Annotated in this window: 23 protein-coding genes; 16 read left to right on the top strand and 7 right to left on the bottom strand. The window is 37.1% G+C overall.

The genetic code is table 11. The features are described from left to right. Window positions 1-10: 10 nt before the first annotated feature. Entirely contained in the window at window positions 11-1,924 is a 1,914-nt protein-coding gene (locus IGJ24_RS08060; protein ID WP_289865406.1) for a PfkB family carbohydrate kinase, read from the bottom strand. Window positions 1,925-2,070: 146 nt separating this feature from the next. Here IGJ24_RS08060 and rihC point away from each other — a divergent pair, with 146 nt between their 5' ends. From rihC to IGJ24_RS08045, 3 genes are read left to right on the top strand one after another with little or no spacing between them, the layout of a single operon-like run. Beyond that, on the top strand, window positions 2,071-3,024 hold the full coding sequence (gene rihC / locus IGJ24_RS08055) for a ribonucleoside hydrolase RihC (RefSeq protein ID WP_002383111.1): 954 nt from the start codon (window positions 2,071-2,073) through the stop codon (window positions 3,022-3,024). Window positions 3,025-3,040: 16 nt separating this feature from the next. After that, entirely contained in the window at window positions 3,041-4,414 is a 1,374-nt protein-coding gene (gene dcuC / locus IGJ24_RS08050; RefSeq protein ID WP_289865407.1) for a C4-dicarboxylate transporter DcuC, read from the top strand. Between the two features lie 11 nt (window positions 4,415-4,425). Continuing rightward, window positions 4,426-4,914: a GNAT family N-acetyltransferase gene (locus IGJ24_RS08045; RefSeq protein ID WP_129193803.1), complete on the top strand. Its 489-nt coding sequence runs from the start codon at window positions 4,426-4,428 to the stop codon at window positions 4,912-4,914. 78 nt (window positions 4,915-4,992) lie between these two features. Here the strand turns inward: IGJ24_RS08045 and IGJ24_RS08040 are convergent, their stop codons facing one another. Then, on the bottom strand, window positions 4,993-6,021 hold the full coding sequence (locus IGJ24_RS08040) for a lactonase family protein (protein ID WP_129193802.1): 1,029 nt from the start codon (window positions 6,019-6,021) through the stop codon (window positions 4,993-4,995). A gap of 191 nt (window positions 6,022-6,212) precedes the next feature. On the opposite strand from IGJ24_RS08040, the gene clpX reads away from it, so the two are divergent. Both clpX and yihA read left to right on the top strand, forming a co-directional pair. After that, window positions 6,213-7,466 (top strand): ATP-dependent Clp protease ATP-binding subunit ClpX, encoded by a 1,254-nt coding sequence (gene clpX / locus IGJ24_RS08035; RefSeq protein ID WP_048737302.1) that lies wholly within the window; start codon window positions 6,213-6,215, stop codon window positions 7,464-7,466. A gap of 97 nt (window positions 7,467-7,563) precedes the next feature. Beyond that, entirely contained in the window at window positions 7,564-8,145 is a 582-nt protein-coding gene (gene yihA, locus IGJ24_RS08030; protein WP_002357155.1) for a ribosome biogenesis GTP-binding protein YihA/YsxC, read from the top strand. Window positions 8,146-8,161: 16 nt separating this feature from the next. Here the strand turns inward: yihA and IGJ24_RS08025 are convergent, their stop codons facing one another. Next, window positions 8,162-8,314 (bottom strand): SPJ_0845 family protein, encoded by a 153-nt coding sequence (locus IGJ24_RS08025; protein WP_002362024.1) that lies wholly within the window; start codon window positions 8,312-8,314, stop codon window positions 8,162-8,164. A 177-nt stretch (window positions 8,315-8,491) separates the two neighbouring features. On the opposite strand from IGJ24_RS08025, the gene yidD reads away from it, so the two are divergent. Together yidD and IGJ24_RS08015 are read left to right on the top strand one after the other, a co-directional pair. Further along, entirely contained in the window at window positions 8,492-8,794 is a 303-nt protein-coding gene (gene yidD / locus IGJ24_RS08020) for a membrane protein insertion efficiency factor YidD (RefSeq protein ID WP_002357157.1), read from the top strand. 2 nt (window positions 8,795-8,796) lie between these two features. After that, window positions 8,797-9,678, top strand: coding sequence for an ROK family protein (locus tag IGJ24_RS08015; RefSeq protein ID WP_002365792.1), 882 nt, complete (start codon window positions 8,797-8,799; stop codon window positions 9,676-9,678). Window positions 9,679-9,718: 40 nt separating this feature from the next. On the opposite strand, the gene IGJ24_RS08010 is transcribed toward IGJ24_RS08015, so the two are convergent. After that, window positions 9,719-10,330 (bottom strand): FUSC family protein, encoded by a 612-nt coding sequence (locus IGJ24_RS08010; protein WP_002365791.1) that lies wholly within the window; start codon window positions 10,328-10,330, stop codon window positions 9,719-9,721. 102 nt (window positions 10,331-10,432) lie between these two features. On the opposite strand from IGJ24_RS08010, the gene IGJ24_RS08005 reads away from it, so the two are divergent. From IGJ24_RS08005 to IGJ24_RS07985, 5 genes are all read left to right on the top strand, one after another. After that, window positions 10,433-11,392, top strand: a complete 960-nt coding sequence (locus IGJ24_RS08005) for an aromatic acid exporter family protein (RefSeq protein ID WP_438775390.1) — start codon at window positions 10,433-10,435, stop codon at window positions 11,390-11,392. 117 nt (window positions 11,393-11,509) lie between these two features. Beyond that, window positions 11,510-12,463, top strand: coding sequence for a hypothetical protein (locus tag IGJ24_RS08000; RefSeq protein WP_002360064.1), 954 nt, complete (start codon window positions 11,510-11,512; stop codon window positions 12,461-12,463). A 154-nt stretch (window positions 12,464-12,617) separates the two neighbouring features. Next, entirely contained in the window at window positions 12,618-13,955 is a 1,338-nt protein-coding gene (gene murC, locus IGJ24_RS07995; protein ID WP_002357163.1) for a UDP-N-acetylmuramate--L-alanine ligase, read from the top strand. A gap of 198 nt (window positions 13,956-14,153) precedes the next feature. Further along, window positions 14,154-14,639, top strand: coding sequence for a MaoC/PaaZ C-terminal domain-containing protein (locus IGJ24_RS07990; RefSeq protein WP_002357164.1), 486 nt, complete (start codon window positions 14,154-14,156; stop codon window positions 14,637-14,639). Further along, window positions 14,632-15,318, top strand: coding sequence for a Bax inhibitor-1/YccA family protein (locus IGJ24_RS07985; protein WP_010818422.1), 687 nt, complete (start codon window positions 14,632-14,634; stop codon window positions 15,316-15,318). The genes IGJ24_RS07990 and IGJ24_RS07985 overlap by 8 nt, the downstream gene beginning before the upstream one ends. A gap of 45 nt (window positions 15,319-15,363) precedes the next feature. Here IGJ24_RS07985 and IGJ24_RS07980 read toward each other — a convergent pair whose 3' ends face one another. The 3 genes from IGJ24_RS07980 to IGJ24_RS07970 all read right to left on the bottom strand — a co-directional run bounded on the left by IGJ24_RS07980 (window position 15,364) and on the right by IGJ24_RS07970 (window position 18,471). Next, on the bottom strand, window positions 15,364-17,166 hold the full coding sequence (locus IGJ24_RS07980) for a glycerophosphodiester phosphodiesterase (RefSeq protein WP_289865408.1): 1,803 nt from the start codon (window positions 17,164-17,166) through the stop codon (window positions 15,364-15,366). A gap of 100 nt (window positions 17,167-17,266) precedes the next feature. Further along, window positions 17,267-17,875, bottom strand: coding sequence for a TVP38/TMEM64 family protein (locus IGJ24_RS07975; RefSeq protein WP_002383106.1), 609 nt, complete (start codon window positions 17,873-17,875; stop codon window positions 17,267-17,269). A gap of 221 nt (window positions 17,876-18,096) precedes the next feature. Continuing rightward, a complete protein-coding gene (locus tag IGJ24_RS07970) occupies window positions 18,097-18,471 on the bottom strand; it encodes a VOC family protein (protein WP_010822937.1) in 375 nt (124 codons plus the stop codon). 196 nt (window positions 18,472-18,667) lie between these two features. Between IGJ24_RS07970 and IGJ24_RS07965 the strand changes: the two genes are divergently transcribed. The 4 genes from IGJ24_RS07965 to rplS all read left to right on the top strand — a co-directional run bounded on the left by IGJ24_RS07965 (window position 18,668) and on the right by rplS (window position 21,882). Next, the gene (locus IGJ24_RS07965; protein WP_010822936.1) at window positions 18,668-20,029 is read left to right on the top strand and encodes an Nramp family divalent metal transporter; all 1,362 of its coding nucleotides are present in this window, start codon (window positions 18,668-18,670) and stop codon (window positions 20,027-20,029) included. A gap of 107 nt (window positions 20,030-20,136) precedes the next feature. After that, on the top strand, window positions 20,137-20,661 hold the full coding sequence (rimM, locus tag IGJ24_RS07960; RefSeq protein WP_002360070.1) for a ribosome maturation factor RimM: 525 nt from the start codon (window positions 20,137-20,139) through the stop codon (window positions 20,659-20,661). Then, the gene (gene trmD / locus IGJ24_RS07955; RefSeq protein WP_002381776.1) at window positions 20,651-21,391 is read left to right on the top strand and encodes a tRNA (guanosine(37)-N1)-methyltransferase TrmD; all 741 of its coding nucleotides are present in this window, start codon (window positions 20,651-20,653) and stop codon (window positions 21,389-21,391) included. The genes rimM and trmD overlap by 11 nt, the downstream gene beginning before the upstream one ends. A gap of 143 nt (window positions 21,392-21,534) precedes the next feature. Next, window positions 21,535-21,882 carry a 50S ribosomal protein L19 gene (rplS, locus tag IGJ24_RS07950; RefSeq protein ID WP_002357176.1) on the top strand — a complete coding sequence of 116 codons (348 nt, stop codon included), beginning with the start codon at window positions 21,535-21,537 and terminating at the stop codon, window positions 21,880-21,882. Window positions 21,883-21,911: the final 29 nt, after the last annotated feature.

Here is a 21,911-nt window from a genome sequence, read left to right as displayed (position 1 = left end):
AACACCTGTGTCAGTCGACACAGGTGTTACGATGAGCAAAAAGAGCGGGTTCTTTTTTTATCAAATAATTTTCCAAAGTGACGTGATCAACTAAAGAATCAATCACCCCTTCTTTAGAAACTGAAAATCCTGCAGCCTGAATTGCTATTTGAATGGCTGCTTCAGTCGGATAACCTTTCGAAAGATAGGAGGCGAGCGCGCTGATAAAGCTGTCACTGGCACCAGTGCTATCCACAGCTATATTTTCTGTTGCAGGGAAATAGTGGCACACTTGGGGTGTTTTTAATAACACGCCTTTTTTTCCTAAAGTAACAATGACATTTTTTACGCCCATTTCTAAGAAGTACGCCGCTTTCTCTTCTAATGAACCAGTATCTGGTTGAAGTTCCAATAATTCATCTTCATTGGGAATGAAAAAATCAACCTTTTCTAGTATATTCACTGGAATATGATGAATAGCAGCTGGTTTTAAAATAATCGGTACGCCTGAATGTCGGGCGATTTCACAAGCTTTCTCTACAGCAGACAAAGGAATTTCTGTTTGAATGAGACAAAAACTGGCATCCATAAATAGGTGTTTTTGCTGTGCGATTTTTTTAGGTGTAAGCGCTGTGTTTGCACCAGGTAAGATTGAAATCATGGAGTCGCCGCTTGTCTCAACATAAATATAAGCTTGACCAGTCTCAGCATCTTGAATACGTGTGACACCATCTGTCGTAACGTGGTATTTTTCTAATTCTTTATATAAGTAATTCGCATCTGTGTCTGAGCCTAAACAACCAATTAAGGTGGCCTGATGCCCCAGTTTGGTTAAGCCAACAGCTTGATTTAATCCTTTTCCGCCGGGGAATTTAGCATAGCTAGACAAAAAATTTGTTTTGCCGTTATGTGGTAAATTTGTTGAATACAGATAATTATCAACGTTTAAACTACCTACTACAATCATTTTGCTATGTGGATTAACACTAGACATGCCTAATGTATTTTTGTGATCTAGCACCAATTTTTCAGCGTCATTAATCAAGGCTGTTTTTTCTTTGCGTTTGTTAAGCAATAATAAGGCTAACTGGCTGCCAAACGTCTCTGTATCTAATAAGACGGAAGAAATATGATCAGGTAAAAATGAACGATCAATTTTTCGCTTAATTGCGAGTAAAGAGTAATTATCGGGGGTTCGCAAACCGCTCTGCTTTAAAAGCTGTTCCAAAAAAACAGCCTGGGTATAGTCATCAGTAAGGATACCCGTAATCCCATCTGTGATAAGCTGATTACTGAAATCAGCAGGGATAGTAGTTAAAATATTTTCTTTACTAAAGGGTAAATTGACATCAAACAAGGCTTTTTTATAGCCTGCAATAATTGCTTCTTTATATTTTTGGTTAGTGACGAAATAACTAATTTTTTTATGGTTATTCTGTAATAATTCTTGGGTTAAAACATAACTAGCTTCTTCATAAAGACCCGCTAGAGAAGGTAATTCGTTAGTTGAGTGATTGACGAAATAGTAAGGAATCGTTAATTCTTCTATAAATTTCGCGTATTGTTTACTGTTTTCATTGATTGGGTCCCAAATAATGCCACTGGCTTGTTTTAAAGTTGGCGAGGTAATATTTTTCAGTTCTTGTTCTAAACTACCGTGACTATTTAAAATCAAGCAGTTATAGCCATTTTCTTGAGCTTTATCAATAAAGCTCGTAACCCAAGCCTCAAAAGTTTCATGGCTATTTAATAATAACACGAAGGTTTTTGTAGTACTATTTGTGACGAGATTTGCTGAGTAAGGTGTGTAGTTGTAATCTCGAACGATTTTTAAGACACGCTCACGGGTTTCTTTACTAATAGTTTGATCTTTATTATTTATAATTTTGGATACAGTTGAAGCGGAAACACCAGCTAATTTTGCAATATCTTTAATATTCATCATTTTCGTCCTTTCACTGAACTCTTTTTTATAGTAAGCATTCTAAAAGCAGAAAGTCAAGAAAAAGCCTAATTATTTATTATTTAGAAATTCTGCTTGACTTTTAATGAAAGCGCTGTTAATCTCGAATTAAGAAAACGTTTCCGGAAATGTTTTTCCTAAATGTGAATGGAGGAAGAAAAATGGATACAAAGAAAAGACCGATCATTATTGATACGGACCCAGGAATTGATGATGCTGTAGCTTTAGCGATTGCACTGAATCATCCTAACCTAGAAGTTCGCTTAATAACGACGGTTGCAGGGAATGTAGATGTAGAAAAAACAACAAATAATGCCTTGAAACTTGTCGATTTTTTTGGGAAAAAGGTTCCTGTAGCCAAGGGGTGTAATTGTCCGTTACTTATTCAATTGGAAGATTCTGCTGAGATTCATGGGGAGACTGGCATGGATGGCTTTGAGTTTCCGCAACCTATCTCTACGTGTTTAGATATTCATGCAGTGGAAGCTATGCGAAAAGAAATTCTGTCTAGTGATGTTCCTTTGACCATTGTTCCAATTGCTGCATTAACGAATATTGCTTTGTTACTGACCCTCTATCCAGAAGTCAAAGAAAATATTGCAGAAATCGTCATGATGGGTGGCTCATTAGCAAGGGGAAATACAAATACAAGTGCCGAATTTAATACGTATGTCGATCCACACGCTGCACAAATTGTTTTCCAATCAGGTGTCCCGCTAACAATGGTAGGATTAGATGTTACAAGTCAAGCTGTGTTAACGAATCATGAAGTAACAGCCATCAGAGCGCTTGGTAGAGTTGGGGAAATGTTTTATGGTCTTTTCCGTCATTATAGAGGCGGCAGTCTAACTACAGGTTTGAAAATGCATGATGTCTGTGCGATTGCCTATTTAACTTCACCAGAATTATTTGAGACAACTGAAACGTTCATTGAAGTTGCTTTGGAAGGTCCAGCTGCGGGAGCTACTGTTGCGGATTTAAAAATGAAGTATCATAAAAACACGAATGCCGTTGCCTGTATAGATGTAAATGTTGAAGCTTTTCAAAAATGGGTTGTCGAAAAAATGAAAGCGGTTAATTAACTGAAGGAGGATAAGTATGATTGAAAGTTTATTGGTATTGGTCGTTTTAGTTGTTGTAGCCTATTTGATTGTAAAAAATTATCATCCCGCACTCAGCTTAATTATTGGTGCGCTTGTTCTACTTGCATGTGCATGGATGTTAGGACATCCCATTTATCCTGCAGGAGAAGGAACCGGTTTTGGATTATTTGATATTTTCTTGAAGTTTAAAGATACAATTATTGCACAAGTGAGTTCAGCAGGAATTGTAATTATGATTCTTTTTGGTTATTCAGGCTATATGAATGCAATCGGGGCCAATCAGATGGCTGTCAACTTTTTGGTGAAACCATTAATGAAGATTAAACGTAAATCGTTATTTGTCCCTGTGGTCTTTTTAATTGGAAATTTAATGTCACTGGTAATTCCTAGTGCATCAAGCTTAGCGATTATTTTAATGTCTATATTATATCCGATGCTAGCCAGCATGGGGATTTCATCATTAACTGCTGCAGGTGTGATTGCAATGACGGCAACTATCATGCCAACACCTTTAGGCGCGGATAACGTAATCGCCGCAAATACCCTTGGTTATGATGTGTTAAATTATGTTGTATGGAATGCCAAAATTTCGCTGCCATCGTTATTAATCATTGCGGTTGCACAGTACTTCTGGCAAAAATACTGCGATAAAAAAGAAGGTGATGCTGCCTATGTCTCATTAAATGAAGAAGGCTTAAGCAAACAAAAAGAATTTGATGTTCCTAAATTTTATGCAATATTGCCAATATTACCGCTATTATTAATTGTTGGAGTGGGAATCGCAGGAATGTTTATTAAAGGAATAACGATGGATATTTTTGTTCTTACATTTATTTCTTTCTTCATTGCTGTATTGGTTGAGACGCTTCGCTTGAAATCTTTTAAAAAGGTTCAAGATACAGCTGTCGAGATGTTTAAAGGAATGGGGCAAGGGTTTAGTCAAGTTGTGATGCTTGTCGTAGGTGGTTCATTATTCACGTCTGCGATTCAAACGTTAGGAATTATTGATAGTATTATGGCCTCTGTCGAAGCGTCAAGTTCAGCAGGAATCGTTACGACCTTAATTTTCAGCGGTGCAACGACCCTTTTTGGAATTTTAAGCGGTGGTGGACTGGCAATGTTTTATGCGGTTATCGAACTAATCCCTGGGATTGCCGAAAAAGCTGGGATTGATGGTATTTTAATTTCCTTGCCAATGCAGATGATCGCGAATTTAACTAGAACGATTTCTCCTGTAGCAGCAGTTGTCATGATTGTCGCATCAACAGTAGGAGTTAGTCCCATCAGAATTTTAAAACGGACGAGTGTACCGACCATCATTGGCATTATTAGTGTGATTGTCTTGTCGATTCTATTGTTACCCTATTAAGAGAATAAACAATGAAAATTAGAGTGGCTGATGAGAAAGAGTTACCGATGATTCTTCAATTTTTAACAGAAGTAAAGGCATACATGGACGTTGTGGGCATTACGCAGTGGACAAAGGACTACCCTTCTCAAGAAGATATCCAAGAAGACATTACAAAAAAACGGTTGTATTTGCTAGTGCACGAAGAAATGATTTTTTCAATGGCAACGTTATGTATGGATCAGGAACAAGACTTTGTTTGGCTAAAGCGCTTTGCAACTTCGCCTAATTATATTGCCAAGGGTTATGGCAGTTTATTGCTCCATGAATTGGAGAAACGGGCAATCTGGGAAGGAAGACGTAAAATGTATGCTCAAACTAATCATACTAACCATAGAATGATTCGATTTTTCGAAAGTAAAGGGTTCACAAAAATTCATGAATCTTTACAAATGAATCGCTTAGACTTTGGCTCTTTTTATCTATACGTTAAAGAATTAGAGAAGCAATCCATCGTTTAAAATAAGAAAACAGGAGTCAGATGCAAAAATTATTTAGCATCTGACTCCTGTTATTTTCCAAGGAAATAGTCAACTTAATTATACAAACAAAACACAAACACATTCGGGAACAGCAACATCTTTTTGAATCATTTCTAATAAGCCTGTTTCTTGGTTCCGACGATAAAGTGTTAAGTTATCAGAGTCTTGATTAGCGACAACAACGAAATCTTCAGACGGATCTAAATCAAAATCTCTCGGAATATCGCCTTCTGTTGAAATTAATTGAATTCGTTCAATCGCTTCGCCATTTTCTGAAACAGCATAGACAGCAATTGAGTTATGGCCACGGTTTGAAGCATAAAGGAAACGGCCATCAGAAGAAATACGAATTGCAGCACCACCATTAAACGCATCATAATCAGCAGGCAAAGTAGAAACTTTTTGTAATTCAGTAAAAGAACCATCTGTTTCATCATATGAAAGAACTGAAACAGTGCTATCTAACTCACCAAATAGATAAGCCAATGATTTTGTTGGGTGGAACACTAAATGACGTGGACCAGTCCCTGGCTCAGTCACGAATTGAGCGATTTCAGAAAGCTTTCCATCTAAGCTAACATTATACGTATACACGCGATCGGTTCCTAGATCACAGACGACTAAGCGTTGATCAGGCGTCAAATCTGTGTAATGAACATGGGCATTGTTTTGATTTTCATGAGGACCAGTTGGCTCTGTATGAATCACTTTGTCAGCATCTTCCAAAGCACCATCTTCTAAGATACGATACACGTGAACGATACCTTGGTGATAATTTGCTGCATAGACAAGTTGTCGGTTTTCGTCAACAGCTACATAACATGGCGGTGCACCTTCTTCAGTTACTTTATTCAATAAATTAAAATGGTCCATTTCTGGTTGATAAGCGGCAGTGCCACCTTCACCGTCAACACTAGTGACGCTAAAAAGTTCGCCCTTTTGACTCAGAGCAAGATAGGTAGGACTCGTTTCTTCTAACAAAAGTGTCGCTTCTGTTAAACGACCTTGTGTCGTATCTAATGCAATTTTATAAATGCCTTGGCTGGCTCTTCGAGTATAGGTACCTAGTAAAATTTGTTCTAACATCACAATTCCTCCAATTTGTTTCAACACAATCACTTTTTATGAAAGTGCTTTTATATAATGTAGTATACCATAAGAAGTCTAAGAACAATAAAACTTTCTATCTGAGATGTTCGCATTTTAAAGTGGTTTGTGCTATTATGATGAGAGACTGTGATGACAGTCATTTTTTGATTTTTAGAGGGGTGACGAACATGTACGACAATACGGATAATAACGGGACCGTTCGTTGTTCATTTTGTGGGAAAACACAAGAAGAAGTAAAAAAAATTGTTGCTGGTCCGGGTGTCTATATTTGTAATGAATGTATTGATCTATGTAAAGAGATTATTGATGAAGAATTTTATGATGAAGCAGTCCGAGAATTAACGGATGTGCCAAAACCCCAAGAAATTTTAAATGTTTTAAATGAATATGTTATTGGACAAGAACGTGCAAAACGCACACTTTCTGTTGCTGTTTACAATCACTATAAACGTGTGAATCAATCAGAAACAGCTGCAACTCAAGATGAAGTTGAATTGCAAAAAAGTAACATTTGTTTAATTGGACCAACAGGTTCAGGTAAAACTTTCTTGGCTCAAACGTTAGCAAAAACATTAAATGTACCTTTTGCAATCGCTGATGCGACCAGTTTAACAGAAGCAGGTTATGTAGGGGAAGATGTTGAAAATATCCTTTTAAAATTACTACAATCTGCTGACTATAATGTTGAACGTGCGGAAAAGGGCATTATCTATATTGATGAGATTGATAAAATTGCCCGTAAGAGTGAAAATGTTTCGATTACTCGAGATGTTTCAGGTGAGGGTGTTCAACAAGCCTTACTAAAAATTCTTGAAGGAACAGTTGCAAGTGTACCACCACAAGGGGGCCGCAAACATCCACATCAAGAATTTATCCAAATTGACACAACGAATGTTCTCTTCATCGTTGGTGGAGCATTTGATGGAATTGAAACTATTGTTAAAAACCGCTTAGGCGAAAAAACTATTGGTTTTGGTAAAACTAATTCTGCTTTAAATGAAGAAGAAAGCATCATGCAACATATTATTCCAGAAGATTTATTGAAATTTGGTTTAATTCCAGAATTTATTGGACGCTTACCTGTAATGGCTGCGCTTGATAAATTAACGAATGATGATTTAGTTCGAATTTTAACAGAACCGAAGAATGCCTTGGTGAAACAATATCAAAAATTATTGTCTCTTGATGACACTAAATTAGAATTTGAACCAGAAGCATTAAAAGCCATCGCAGCCAAAGCCATTGAACGTAATACTGGCGCACGCGGACTTCGTTCAATCATTGAAGAAATTATGATGGACGTAATGTTTGATGTTCCTTCAGATGAAAGCATTGAAAAAGTTATCATTACTAAAATGGCCGCTGAAGGTACCGGTAAACCAACAATTATTTATAACAAAAAAGATAAAGAAGCTGTATAAGATTGAAGCTGAAAACAGCTCTTTCGGCGGATCTCCGAAAGAGCTGTTTTTGTTAAGCTTTTGAATGAAAGACTGAACAGAAGAACGGAGGAAAACAATGAACGTACATAATGCAGAAATCGTGATTAGTGCGGTATCCCCTAAACAATATCCTGAATCTCAGTTACCGGAGATTGCTTTAGCTGGACGTTCGAACGTTGGGAAATCATCTTTTATTAATACCTTGATTAATCGTAAAAATTTAGCAAGAACTTCGGGTAAACCTGGTAAAACGCAAACGCTAAACTTTTATTTAATTGAGGATGCCTTACACTTTGTGGATGTTCCTGGCTATGGTTATGCCAAAGTTTCTAAAACAGAACGTGCGAAGTGGGGAAAAATGATTGAAACGTATATCACGCAACGTGAGCAATTACGTGCAGTCGTTTCTTTAATTGATTTACGTCATCCGCCGACCCAAGATGATATCCAAATGTATGAATTTTTGAAATACTATGATTTGCCAGTTATTATTGTGGCAACTAAGGCAGACAAAATTCCGCGGGGCAAATGGAACAAACACGAGAGTGTCATCAAAAAAGCCTTGAATTTTGATAAACAAGATGACTTTATTATTTTCTCTTCTGAAACAAAAGAAGGAAAAGAAGCAGCTTGGACAGCAATTGAAAAGTTTCTATAGAAAAAAACAAGCAAAATTACTCTTTTGCTTGTTTTTTTGCTTCTTCTTTTTTTGCTTCTTGTCGTTGTTTTGCCAGTTCTTCAAGAGGTACTTCTTTCTTTAATGGATCAACGGCGAAAGAATCGAAGAGTTTATCTAAGTCATTGGAACGTTCAAATTTTAATCCCATTTACTAAGCCTCCATTCCTTTTTTTATAGTGTAGCACGTTTTTTTTCATTTGGATAGCAACAGAAATGTAAGAATTCGTCATAGGTGCACCTGGTGTAATTTCTCGTAACTAAGACTTGCCAAACATGAAAAAACAAGCTATTCTTTAGTAAGAATTAGTTAGAAAGAAGGCACTTTATGAAAAATCCGTTAATCGGCGGTGTTCGTTTTTATCAACGATTTATTTCTCCAGGATTGCCTGCACGTTGTCGCTATTACCCAACGTGTTCACAATATATGATTGATGCAATTCATACACATGGAAGTGTCAAAGGAACAACGATGGGGGTAGCACGGATTTTACGATGTCATCCTTTTGTTAAAGGCGGCATTGACTATGTTCCGTTGAAATTTCGCTTGACGAAAAATCCTGATGAGACCTATCATGGACCGTATACGTATCGAAGAAATAAGAAAACAGAAGTAGAAAAGGATGGATAAATATGGCAATTTTAGCATTTGATCTTGGCGGTTCTTCCGTGAAATACGGCGTTTGGACAGGCAAAGAATTAACAAATCAAGGGAGCTTTCCAACACCTGGCTCTTGGGAAGAAATGAAAGCGCATTTATATTCGGTTTATGCAGACAAAAGAAATGAGTCGATTAGTGGTGTTGCTTTTAGTTCACCTGGAGTAGTTGACGAAAAAAGTCAACAGATTTTAGGGATTTCCGCCATTCCATATATTCATCATTTTAACATTTATGAAGAATTAGAAGCGTTGTTTGGCTTACCAGTGACTATCGAAAATGATGCGAATTGTGCTGGTTTAGCTGAGATATATGAAGGCGCAGCGAAAGGAAAAAAAGAAGTGCTTTTTGTCGTTATTGGGACAGGAATTGGTGGAGCGATTTTTCGCAATGGCGAATTGTACAAAGGCGCTCATTTATATGGAGGCGAGTTTGGACTGAACTTTTTAAGTAATGGCCAAACATTCAGTGAAATTGGCACAGCTGTCAAAATGGCTCAGCGCTATTGTGAACGAATTGGAGTCGAAAAACAGGCGGTGACAGGAGAAGAAGTTTTTGAACTGGCACAACGAGGGGATGAGGTTGCTCGCGAAGAAGTCAATAATTTTTATGATTATTTAACACAAGGATTATTCGGCTTACAGTTTTCTTATGATCCTGAAATGATTGTACTCGGAGGCGGTGTTTCTGCTAAAGAAGGCTTATTAGCAGAGATTAATCGCCGGATGCTAACGCATTTACAAACCTTTGAATTAAAAGATTTTGTTCCAGAAATCGTGACCTGCCATTATCAAAATGATGCCAACTTGATTGGCGCAGCCGCCAACTTTCAAGCAAAAACGAATTGGGAACTATAAAGAAACAGCCGATTGTTGTTCTCTTCAATCGGCTGTTTCTTTATTTATTTGCCTTGTCGTCAGTGTTTTCTTCTGCGGCAATCCGCGCTTGAACTTGTTGGCGTAAAGCTTCTAGTTCTTTTTCTTTCTTTTCTAATTCAGCTAAATCTTCAGAAATTTCATGGGCTTCTTCTGCTGGCTTAGGTTGTAAAAAGACGTTTAAACCAATCGCTATAAAGGTCCCAATGAATGTATCCAACACACGTTCCATTGCATATTGAAAGGAATCGCTTTGCGGAATACTTAAAGAAATCATTAAAAGTGTCGCAGTTGCAGAAATGATTCCAGCATTGTTATTAATCCCATCAGAAACAACGATGACGATAATGACTAAAAGTGGTAGTAGCAGTAATTCTACTAAGTGTTGATTAGGAAAATAATCTTGTGCTAATACATAAAGCAAAGCTAAAAAGCCACCCAATGTGTTTCCAATAATGCGCGATTTTCCAAAAGACAAACTAGTATTTAAATCTTGTCTTAGCGAAAAAACAGCTGCTAAACAGGCAATCATAGGTGAGCCACGATGGAAAAATTGAAATAAAAGAATACACAGCATGACAGCAATTGCTGTTTTTAACGTTCGCATGCCTAAACGAAATCGACCCACTATCATAAATATTCGCTCCTAAATAACTTTTCTCTTTAATGATAACCGAAATAGAGGTAAAATTACTAGAGAAAAGTGAAGAATTATTATTTTTTAAGGGGAGTATGCATGAAAATTGGTTTACGAACAGTCAAGACAGCCATTAGCGCTGCATTAGCAATGATTATTGCGGAAAAACTGGGATTACTTTATGCCCCTTCGGCAGGGATTATTTCGGTTTTAAGTGTTACTAGCACGAAAAAAACATCTGTCATGACAGGGATTTATCGTTTGTTATCCTTAGCTTTAGCAACTATTTTAGCGTATATTTGTTTTACTTTTTTAGGTTTTACAGCGATTGCTTTTGGTTTTTTTTTGTTATTATTTATTCCAGCAGCTGTGTATTTTCAATTATCTGATGGGATTGTTGTGAGTTCCGTTTTGGTAACTCATTATTTAGTCGAAAAAAATCTTTCTTGGGCGATTATTGGAAATGAGTTTTTATTAATGAGTATTGGTGTGGGACTAGCGTTATTAGCTAATTCTTATATGCCTGATACAGAAAAACGTTTAAGAGAAGACCAAGAAGTCATTGAAACAATGTTTCGTAAAATTTTAAGGGAAATGGCGCTACATTTAAACAACGCTGCAGGAGAGCGAAATTTGGTCATGCATTGTGCAGATTTAAAAACCTTTATTCGCACAGGCGAGACGTGGGCCAAAAATCATGCCGAGAATCAATTGCTGTCTACCAATACGTATTATTTAGAGTACTTTGCGATGAGAAAAATGCAAAGTAATATTCTAAAAAACATGTTGGAATTATTAGAAGATATTACTGTTGATGCGCAACAAGTTCGTTATATTCAACAATTGTTGGAATATACGGCAGAAACATTTGCAGAGAATAATGATGGACAAGAAATTATGAATCGAATTAAGACCGTTTATGAAACCTATCGCACAAAACCATTGCCGCAAACAAGAAGTGAATTTGAAAATCGGGCGCGACTCTTTCAGTTTTTACAATTGTTTCAGTCATTCATTCAAGTCAAAGCGGACTTTGCCAAATTACAACTAGATAAATAAACAAAAAAGAAACCTTTTTAAACGGAGGTTTCTTTTTTTGTTCTCTTAAAAATTCAGGCAAGTTCTTTAGTATTCATTGAGAATGTGTTAAACTAATGAGAAAGAAAAATAAAAGGAATGACCGCAATGGATAATGCTCAAGTGAAGAGAAAACATTTCCGTTTTCCAGCATATGATGATGAACAGGGCGTAAAATTACCAACAGATAATGAACGTAACTTATTTCAAGATGATCTGATTGGTAAAGCAATGTCAGGTAGCAGAAGAACTGCAACATCTGCCGAAGATACCAGACAAAGCACACCATCCGTCCAACAACCAACAACGAATCAATCAACTACAAATAAACAAACACAACAATTAACAGCAGCACAACAAGAGCAATTAGCACGTCATCGTTCTAATTTGCCAGACTACACAAAACATGCTAGTAAAGCAACGAAAAATAAACAAGCAACGAAAAAAAATAATAGCCTTTTTGGGACGCCAAAAGGAAATGGCTGGACACAAACGTATAAAAAAAAAGAAGTCGTAGCGAAACCAAGTAGACCTGCCGCATCACCATTAGTGCAGAAAACGACACCTTCTTATTTTGTTCCTAAATATATCCCGGCTTCTGTGATTCCTGAGGAACAGGAACCTAGTTTTACTGAAGAAGAGTTGCTAAAAGCAATGAAAAAAGATCGGCGTTCATATGTCATTCTTGATGATGAACCAACGGCTTTTCAAGTGAAAGATACGGAAGAAGATCCAACGGTGCGGAAATTTAATATTCCAACCTCAGAACCTGAGATTCCTTTAACTAGACGACAATATCAACAAATCAAACCAGACTTAGAACGTTTTGGCGAAGATGCGTTGGATTTACGTTCGCGTTCCCGTTTGAATGCCGCAAAGAAAAATGCTAAAAGTCAAACGGCTTATGGGAAAAAATTAGCTAAAGCGAATGCTCAAGTGGAGCCGGAAGCACCTGTGACAGAAGAGAAGAAAAAGGGCATCTTGGATAAACCATTAAGTGGGATGCTAGAAGATTCAAGTTCTGTATTAGAAAACAGTAAATATTTTAGTTAAGAGATGAAACTTGCATGTGGAATTGAAACATGTAAGTTTTTTATTCTGTTTTAATAGTTGATTATTTTTTTGTTTTATACGATAATGAATCTCGTATGATTGAAATTTTTTTAAAAAAGGTATGTTTTATATAGTGACAGAGAAGAGGATTATAATGGGAAATCAAGAGAACAAATTATACCATTTTGTCGGAATTAAAGGTTCTGGCATGAGCTCATTAGCGTTGGTCTTACACCAAAAAGGCTACAACGTTCAAGGATCAGACGTAGAAGAGTATTTCTTTACACAACGGGATCTTGAAAAATCAGGTGTCCCTATTTTACCATTTAATGCAGATAATATTGATAAAGACATGATTGTTATTGCTGGAAATGCTTTTCCAGATACCCATGAGGAAATCGCCCGCGCCATCGAATTAGGCGCAGAAGTAATTCGTTACCACGATTTCATTGCTCGTTTTATCGAACCGTATACAAGCATTGCTGTAACAGGGTCACATGGGAAAACAAGTACGACTGGTTTGCTAGCACATGTATTAAGTGGTATCAATCCAACTAGTTATTTAATAGGGGATGGCACTGGCCACGGCGAACCAGATGCTGATTTCTTTGCATTTGAAGCGTGTGAGTATCGCCGTCATTTCTTGGCTTATTCACCAGATTATGCGATTATGACGAATATCGATTTTGATCATCCAGATTACTACAAGAGCATTGAGGACGTTTTTTCAGCGTTCCAAACAATGGCTCATCAAGTCAAAAAAGGAATTTTTGCTTATGGTGATGATAAGTATCTTCGTCAGTTAGAATCAGAAGTGCCAGTTTATTATTATGGCGTTAGTGAAGAGGATGATATCCAAGCCCGAAATATTCAACGAACAACGGAAGGCTCATCTTTTGATGTTTATCACAAGGATGATTTTGTAGGTCATTTTGTCTTACCAGCATTTGGCCATCACAATATCATGAATGCGCTAGGTGTGATTGCTGTGGCTTATTTTGAAAAACTTGATATGCAAAAAGTCGCAGAAGAAATGCTAAGTTTTAAAGGTGTGAAACGTCGTTTTAGCGAGAAAAAAGTCAGTGACATGATTATTGTTGATGATTATGCGCACCATCCAGCTGAAATTAAAGCAACGATTGATGGCGCCCGCCAAAAATATCCTGACAAAGAAATTATTGCTGTCTTCCAGCCACATACATTTACACGAACAATTGCCTTAATGGATGAATTTGCTGAAGCACTGGATTTGGCAGATGAAGTATTCTTATGTAATATTTTTGGCTCTGCGCGTGAAACACAAGGCGAGGTACGCATTGAAGATTTAGGTGAAAAAATTCAAAAAGGTGGACAAGTAATTACCGAAGATAATGTGTCGCCTTTACTAGATTTTGAAAATGCAGTGGTTGTCTTTATGGGCGCTGGCGACGTTCAGAAATTTGAACAAGCCTACGAAACATTACTAAGTAACACAACTAGAAACGTTTTATAAGAGAACATAAATAAAATCGGGACAGGGGTATCTGGCTTCAAAAAATAAGAAGCTGCTCCTGTTCCGTTGTTTGTTTTTAGAATGCTAGCATGGTAGATAAGTTGGTTTTGTTTAAACATCCTTTAAAGACTACTTTTTAACTTGCCTTTTAAGTACATTTTGGTACAATTATCTTATCAATAACGGAGGTGTACTAATTTGAATATCGGAAAACCGAGAAAATTAGGCAAAACCATCGAAGATATCGAAGAGGGAGATTCGTTGTCCTTGACAGAGTCAATTGAAGACAAGGACTTATTACTTTACTTGGGCTTGACCAATGATGCGAATCCTTTATATATCCAACATGATTATGCCCAAAAAACAGAATATGAAAAACCAATCGTACCATCAATTATGCTGATGGGAATTATCACTAGTGCGATTTCAAAACATTTACCAGGACCAGGTTCACATGTTGTGAATTTCTCTGTGAACTTTGTGGAACCCGTTTTTCATTACGAAACATTGACTTTCCAATTAGAAGTAATCAAAGTCGACAAAATGAAAGATGTGATTACTATTTCAGTTGAGGCTGTTAATGAGCAAGAAAATCGCGTGTTAGATGCAGTGGTGATGGTTCAACCACCCCAAGTGACGATTGATGAACTAACAGAGAAAGAAGGGACTTTAACTTATGAATAATCAAGAGTATATCCAAACTGGCACAGGTTTGAATAAATTTTATGCCAAAATTTACGGATTTTTAGCGTTAGGAATTGGTATTAGCGCAATCATGGCTTATGCAATGACGACTGTCTTTTTACCTGTTCTAGCTACTTTATTCAAATCAAGCTTAGCTTTTTGGATGATTTGGCTTGTTGAAATTGGCTTAGTTTTATATCTAGGCGCAAAAGCACAGAAGAATCCAACCATTGCGATTGCAGGATTTGTTGCGTATGCATTATTAAATGGTGTCACTTTATCCGTGACGTTATTAATGTATACTGGTGGAACAGTGGCCGGCGCATTTTTAAGTGCAGCAGCTACCTTTGGCGCGATGTCATTAGTAGGTGTCTTTACGAAGAAAGACCTATCAGCAGTTGGTCATGCCGCTTATAGTGCCTTAATCGGAATCATCATTGCGATGTTGCTAAATATGTTCCTTTTACACAGTAGTGCTGTAGAATTCTTTATTTCCATTTTAATGGTCCTAATTTTCTCAGGGATTACTGCTTACGATAACCAACGTATTCGCCAAGTCTATGCGCAAACAGGTGATCAAGCAGGTACTGGGATGGCCGTTTTCTTCGCATTACAATTATACCTTGACTTCATCAACCTATTCTTAGCTTTCTTAAGAATTTTTGGTAAAAACAACTAACATGAACGTAAAAGAGCCAATCTGCTCAGCAGATTGGCTCTTTTTTTAACCCATTCCAATAGCGAAATTCAACAGTTTATCGGAGTATGTTGGGTTTTCTAAATCGGTTTTCATTGTTTCGTTCAGTAGACTGAGCTGATCGGTAATGATGCCATCGACACCATAAAAAATCATTCGTGTCATAACATCTTCATCATTTGCTGTCCAAGCATAAACTTTTTTCCCATCATGATGAGCGGCATTTACAAAGTTACGATTCATTGTACTGTTTTCCATAGTAAAAAAGTCAACTGGCATTTTAGGCGGTCCCACAATGTTGAAAGGAATAACGTAGCCTACATAAAAGCGTGGTTCTTCTTTCTTTAAGGCCATCGCCGTATCATAGGTTAAGGTATGAAGGATATGGCCGTTTTCTAAAATATTTTCACGGTATTGTTTGACAAAGCGCTGTACTAAATCAGGGCTATCTTGAGGCGTGGTTTTGATTTCAATTAATAAACGTTGTTTTAATTGATTGGCTTTGGCTAAATAATCATCGAAAGAAACCATTTTAGCAGTTTGACCATTTTCTGTGACATTCATATTCGTTAATTCTTTAAGTGTTAATTGATTCGGTCGTTTATTAACGCCCGTTAACGCCCGTAAATTAAAATCGTGCATGACAATAAATTGATGGTCTTTGGTTTCTTGAATATCCATTTCAACATAATCAGGTTTTGCCTTATTGGTCTCGATTAAAGAATCCAAGGTGTTTTGAACGCCATTGTTACCATTAACACCACGATGGGAGATGGTAACCGGTTTTCGGTCAGGTGTATGACTTAGGTAATTCGTATTATAGGTGCCTACACCAATTCCGAAGATGATTGCAATCAAACAAAAAAGAACGACTCTGAAGGTGGTCCATTCTACCCGAACCTCTGATTTCGGGGTGAACCATTCTGGCGTGTCAGGCAAAATCCCTTCATCCTCCATATCATCAACAATAATGTAAAAAATAGCAACACTAGACAACACCAAGTTTAAGAGCATCATAACCTGAAGGAGTGTCATAGCGATGACAGCGCTAGGTAAAGACCACTCAGGTTTAAACGTTTCGACTGCGGTTTGACCTAAAAATATCAAGAAATAGCCAGCCGTAAAAATCCCTAAAACAGTTCCTCCAATGATAATAAACTGCCCTAAAATCTGGAAAAAGCGCCGCTTTGTAATTTGCCAACTACGTTTTAAAGACTCACGAAAACCAACATCACGTAAAATCAACTCTGGAAGGGCAAAAGCAAGTCGAATCGCTAAATATAATATAATCAGTTCTAACAATACGAAACCAATAATAATAATGACGCGATTTGCAAAAATAAAATCTAAGATAAAGGCTGGAATCTTAACTCTTGTTAATAAATAAGAGCGGAAGGTTAACCCACTTAATGGTAAAATCAAAAAGAAATATGCCAGGAAAAACAGAAAGGTAATTCCTCGAACTTTTTTGATCTGAAGCAAGGTGCCGTGCAATAATTGCGTTAGAGTAATTGGCTGCTTTTTCTTAATAAAATAGACACTAAGCAATAAAAAGGTAAATTCAAAAAAGAGCGCCAGTAAAATTAATAGCCCAATTAGTAGAAAAGTCAAAAGGACATAGGGATGTTGCGTAGCAATTGCCCCTAAGTTATCGTAGGAAATATAATCAATCCCACCTTCTTTGAGTACCAATTTGGACAAACTTGTCAATAAAGGCAATAGAACGAATAACATAAATCCGTGCATCAAGAGCACATCGCGAAAATACGCCGTTGTCCCTTTAAGAAAATCTAGCGTATTCACAATACTATTTTTAAAATAACTAAACATCAAAAGTCCCCCAGTTTCTACCAAAATTCCATAATAAAAGGACTAAATCAAACTGACACAGGCAGAGTTTTGATTTAGTCCGTTCGCTTTTTTATTTATTTTACATTCCCAGTAAGCTAGTTAAAAATGTACCGCCATAAATTAACGCAAGACTATATAAATAGATAGAAGCAGGTTTTGCTAATAGAATAATCAGAGTAAATTTTTTCACAGACATTTTTGTTAAACCGGCCATTAAACAAAGCGCATCATCCGGTGCAATCGGGAAGAAAATTGCTAAAGCAAACAATCGTTCAAAACGTTTTTCATTGTCTAACCAACCGATATACTTGTTATATGTTTTATCACTGACAAGGCTCATAATGAATGGTTTCCCATAATTACGACCTAATAAGAAAATGATAATAGAGCCAAGTGCAATACCAACGTAATTATAGACGAAGCCCATTGTTGGCCCGAAAATCAAGACCCCTGCAGCACAGCTAACACCACCAGGAATAATCGGAATAACCACTTGAATAATCTGAATTAACATGAAAATAATCGGACCGAGAATGACAGATTGCCCTACTAGTCCTCTTAGTGCATTGATGTCCTTGAAGACACCTAATCGGATAAAATAGATGGTTGCAATTATGGTTGCAACAATGCCCAAAATGGAAATAATATTAACAATTTTTCTAGATAGGGTAACACTCACATTTCTCATCTCCTTTAGTTATACTCATCGTACTTTTAGTATATAACTTTTTATCAATAAAAAACATCGTTTGTTCTTTCTGCAAACGAACAAAGTTGTAAGATACACATCATTTGATAAGTTTATTATACAAAAAAAGAGACAGAAAAGACATCCTACTTAAGACCCATTCTGCACTGATCTTTCGAAAGAGAGTTAAAGAAACGAAAGTGGCGCATCTTTTAGGAATATTATAGAGGGGCAAAGAGTGAAATTAAATTTGCATCCACGTCTTTAATGATTGCGTATCGTTGGCCCCAAGGTGCATTCCAAGGTTCTTTAAAAACAATGTAACCAGCTTGGCTCATTTTTTTCACGGTTTTATCAACTTCTGCGGCCGTTTCACAAAGAAAAGCAAGTTCAATTTTATCGCCTTGTTGGCTAGGCGCAAACCCATAGACACCAGTAATCATTTGTAGTGAATTTAAAGAAATCCTGACGCCATTGTTTTGTAATTCTGTGTAATCAGGCGAAGCTTCTCCCAGCACGTTAAAACCTAGCGTTTGGTAAAAAGAGAGTGCTTGTGTCATATCGTTGACGATAATACCGACCATATCTAACTTCATCCTCATAACCTCCGATCTATGATAAAATAAGTGTAAGGGATTTTTTGGTAAAAACCAAACGATTTATAGCGAAAGTACTTAAAAAATTAGAATGTAACAGTTTACAACGAAGAATAAGAAGACTATAATTATGTTAACTAGTTTTAGGTGTACCTAAAAGTGAAATGTGTGAACAAGATAGATTGAGGGATGTTGGATGAAAGAAAAGAAAACGGAAAAAATGCTTAATTATGCAAATGGACCTAGTTTAGAAGAGATAAATAATACCGTCGAGGTACCTAAAAACGCAAGCTTTTGGCGAACTTTGTTAGCCTATAGCGGACCTGGCGCTTTAGTGGCTGTTGGTTATATGGATCCAGGAAATTGGATTACGTCAATTGCTGGCGGAGCGGAATATAAGTACACGTTACTTAGTGTGATTTTGCTTTCTAGTTTAGTTGCCATGTTACTACAAAGTATGGCTGCGCGCTTAGGAATCGTGACAGGAATGGATTTAGCCCAAGCGACTAGAGAGCATACAAGTAAACGAACGGGCGTTGCCTTGTGGGTGGTGACGGAGTTAGCCATAATGGCAACAGATATCGCTGAGGTAATTGGTGGTGCCGTTGCTTTGCAATTATTATTTGGTTTTCCATTATTAATTGGTGTGTTGATAACAACGTTTGATGTTTTATTATTGTTGCTACTGACAAAGTTAGGCTTTCGCAAAATCGAAGCAATTGTTTCTTGTTTAATTGCAGTCATCTTTTTTGTTTTTGCTTATGAAGTGGCATTAGCAGATCCAAATGTTGGTGAAGTATTACGAGGTTTTATTCCAGACACAAAAATAGCGACAGATAAATCCATGTTATTTTTAGCCTTGGGAATCGTTGGAGCGACAGTCATGCCTCATAACTTATATTTGCATTCTTCCATTGCGCAAGCACGGAAATTTGATCGTAACGATGATGCTGAGAAAGCCAAAGCAATTCGTTTCACTACTTGGGATTCAAATATTCAATTAACTGTCGCTTTTATCGTAAATTGTTTGTTGTTAATTTTAGGAGGGGCATTATTTTATGGAACCAACAGTGAATTAGGTAAATTTGTTGATTTATTTGATGCTCTGAAAAATCCAGATATTGTTGGTAATATTGCTAGCCCAGTGTTAAGTATTCTTTTTGCAATTGCTTTACTGGCTTCGGGTCAAAATTCAACGATTACAGGTACGCTGTCAGGACAAATTGTAATGGAAGGCTTTATCCATTTAAAAATGCCGTTGTGGGCACGACGAGTGTTAACTCGTTTGTTAGCAATTGTGCCAGTCATTATCTGTGTCATTATTTATGGCGGTAGCGAAACGGCTGTTGAAGACTTGTTACTTTATACGCAAGTTTTCCTAAGTATTGCTTTGCCAGTGTCGATTATTCCTTTAACGATGTATACAAGTGATAAAAAATTAATGGGCCAATTTGCGAATCCATCGTGGGTGAAATTTTTAGCTTGGATTATTGCTATTGCCTTGACGTTATTGAATTTATTTTTAATTTATGGCACATTAACCGGTTTAACGAATTAATAAAAACAAAGGCTAACTGGAAAAGTTGGCCTTTGTTTTTTCATAGAATTTGCGCGTAAGAAATGGTAGAATAGGAAAGATGAAATACAAGGAAGAGAGGATTTCACGTGACAGATTATTTAAATGTAGGAAAAATTGTGAACACACAAGGAATCAAAGGGGAAGTTCGGGTCATTTCGAAAACGGATTTTCCAGAAGAACGTTATCAAAAAGGGGCAACGTTACTGTTATTTCAAGAGAAAAAAGCACCAATTGAATTGGTCGTGAAGTCCCACCGCAAGCATAAGAATTTTGACATTTTAAGCTTTGAAGGACATCCAAATATCAACGATGTTGAAAAATATCGTGACGGTATTTTAAAAGTTGCAAAAGACAATCTCGCTGAATTGGCAGAGGACGAATTTTATTATCACCAAATCATTGGTGCTACTGTTTACGATGAAACCGGCAGTGAACTAGGAAAAATTAAAGAAATTTTATCTCCTGGCGCGAATGATGTGTGGGTCGTCCAACGACCAAAGAAAAAAGATTTACTTTTACCGTATATTGAAGGCGTTGTTACAAAAGTCGATGTCGAAAATCAACGGATTGATGTGGATATTCCAGAAGGATTGATTGACGATGAGAATTGATGTATTAACTCTTTTTCCTAGAATGTTTGAAGGACCAATGGGGGAATCAATTATTGGGAAAGCTCGGGAAAAGCAGTTATTAGAATTGAATGTCTCTAATTTTCGCGATTTTTCAGATAACAAACACCAAACGGTCGATGATTATCCGTATGGCGGTGGCGCGGGGATGCTTTTAAAAGTACAACCGATCTATGATAACCTAAAAGCAATTGAAGAAGAGACAAACCAGCAACCAAAACGGGTCATCTTATTAGATCCGGCAGGAAAACCGTTTAATCAAAAAATGGCCGAGGAATTTTCACAAGAAGAACATTTAGTTTTTATTTGTGGACATTATGAAGGCTATGATGAGCGAATTCGCACGATGGTCACAGATGAAGTTTCATTGGGGGATTATGTCCTAACAGGTGGCGAATTAGGTGCGATGGTTATGATTGATGCAACAGTCCGTTTATTACCTGATGTCTTAGGTAACAATCTTTCTGCACAAACGGATTCACATTCCACTGGCCTATTAGAGCATCCACAATATACCAGACCTGCTATTTTCAATGATATGGAAGTCCCTGCCGTGCTAACGAATGGTAACCATAAATTAATTGCAGAATGGCAACTAAAAGAATCATTACGACGGACCTTTTTGCGTCGACCTGACATGTTGGAATCAGTAGAAATGACGCCTGAAATGTTGAAGTTATTAGAGGAAATTAAACAAGAAGAGCAAAAATAAGGGAACTTTCAAGAAAATTCTCTTTACAGCTTATTTTGTCTGTGGTAAACTAATTTGGTGAGTGCAATGCGCTCTAACTATTACAATATTCCGCTGTGGCAGAAGTGACCATAAGAATATTTGGGAATAAGGAGAAGGATAAAATGAATCCATTAATTCAAGAATTAACACAAGAACAATTACGTACGGATATTCCTGCGTTCCGCCCTGGTGACACTGTTCGCGTTCATGCGAAAGTAGTCGAAGGTACTCGTGAACGTATCCAGTTATTCGAAGGTGTTGTAATTAAACGCCGTGGTGCTGGAATCAGCGAAACTTACACAGTACGTAAAGTTTCAAATGGTGTTGGTGTGGAACGTACATTCCCATTACACACACCACGTGTTGCTCAAATTGAAGTGGTTCGCTACGGTAAAGTACGTCGTGCAAAACTTTACTACTTACGCGCATTACACGGAAAAGCAGCTCGTATCAAAGAAATCCGTCGTTAATCTTTACTATTCGACAAATGAACACCCTC

The organism is Enterococcus sp. DIV0546 (assembly GCF_051712785.1).
Lineage (GTDB): Bacteria > Bacillota > Bacilli > Lactobacillales > Enterococcaceae > Enterococcus > Enterococcus faecalis.
The sequence above is the reverse complement of the archived record's forward strand: the minus strand, read 5'-3'. Positions and strand labels throughout refer to the sequence as shown.

Excerpts from the sequence above, each read along its gene's own strand:
- IGJ24_RS07980 (WP_289865408.1), bottom strand. The coding sequence starts at position 17,166 with ATGTTTAGTTATTTTAAAAATAGTATTGTGAATACGCTAGATTTTCTT.
- yihA (WP_002357155.1), top strand. The coding sequence starts at position 7,564 with ATGAACGTACATAATGCAGAAATCGTGATTAGTGCGGTATCCCCTAAA.
- IGJ24_RS08040 (WP_129193802.1), bottom strand. The coding sequence starts at position 6,021 with ATGTTAGAACAAATTTTACTAGGTACCTATACTCGAAGAGCCAGCCAA.
- IGJ24_RS08045 (WP_129193803.1), top strand. The coding sequence starts at position 4,426 with ATGAAAATTAGAGTGGCTGATGAGAAAGAGTTACCGATGATTCTTCAA.
- IGJ24_RS08025 (WP_002362024.1), bottom strand. The coding sequence starts at position 8,314 with ATGGGATTAAAATTTGAACGTTCCAATGACTTAGATAAACTCTTCGAT.
- IGJ24_RS08005 (WP_438775390.1), top strand. The coding sequence starts at position 10,433 with ATGAAAATTGGTTTACGAACAGTCAAGACAGCCATTAGCGCTGCATTA.
- trmD (WP_002381776.1), top strand. The coding sequence starts at position 20,651 with ATGAGAATTGATGTATTAACTCTTTTTCCTAGAATGTTTGAAGGACCA.
- dcuC (WP_289865407.1), top strand. The coding sequence starts at position 3,041 with ATGATTGAAAGTTTATTGGTATTGGTCGTTTTAGTTGTTGTAGCCTAT.
- IGJ24_RS07970 (WP_010822937.1), bottom strand. The coding sequence starts at position 18,471 with ATGAAGTTAGATATGGTCGGTATTATCGTCAACGATATGACACAAGCA.
- yidD (WP_002357157.1), top strand. The coding sequence starts at position 8,492 with ATGAAAAATCCGTTAATCGGCGGTGTTCGTTTTTATCAACGATTTATT.
- clpX (WP_048737302.1), top strand. The coding sequence starts at position 6,213 with ATGTACGACAATACGGATAATAACGGGACCGTTCGTTGTTCATTTTGT.
- rplS (WP_002357176.1), top strand. The coding sequence starts at position 21,535 with ATGAATCCATTAATTCAAGAATTAACACAAGAACAATTACGTACGGAT.
- IGJ24_RS08000 (WP_002360064.1), top strand. The coding sequence starts at position 11,510 with ATGACCGCAATGGATAATGCTCAAGTGAAGAGAAAACATTTCCGTTTT.
- IGJ24_RS08015 (WP_002365792.1), top strand. The coding sequence starts at position 8,797 with ATGGCAATTTTAGCATTTGATCTTGGCGGTTCTTCCGTGAAATACGGC.
- IGJ24_RS08060 (WP_289865406.1), bottom strand. The coding sequence starts at position 1,924 with ATGATGAATATTAAAGATATTGCAAAATTAGCTGGTGTTTCCGCTTCA.
- rihC (WP_002383111.1), top strand. The coding sequence starts at position 2,071 with ATGTTTTTCCTAAATGTGAATGGAGGAAGAAAAATGGATACAAAGAAA.
- IGJ24_RS07975 (WP_002383106.1), bottom strand. The coding sequence starts at position 17,875 with ATGAGAAATGTGAGTGTTACCCTATCTAGAAAAATTGTTAATATTATT.
- murC (WP_002357163.1), top strand. The coding sequence starts at position 12,618 with ATGGGAAATCAAGAGAACAAATTATACCATTTTGTCGGAATTAAAGGT.
- IGJ24_RS07965 (WP_010822936.1), top strand. The coding sequence starts at position 18,668 with ATGAAAGAAAAGAAAACGGAAAAAATGCTTAATTATGCAAATGGACCT.
- IGJ24_RS08010 (WP_002365791.1), bottom strand. The coding sequence starts at position 10,330 with ATGATAGTGGGTCGATTTCGTTTAGGCATGCGAACGTTAAAAACAGCA.
- IGJ24_RS07985 (WP_010818422.1), top strand. The coding sequence starts at position 14,632 with ATGAATAATCAAGAGTATATCCAAACTGGCACAGGTTTGAATAAATTT.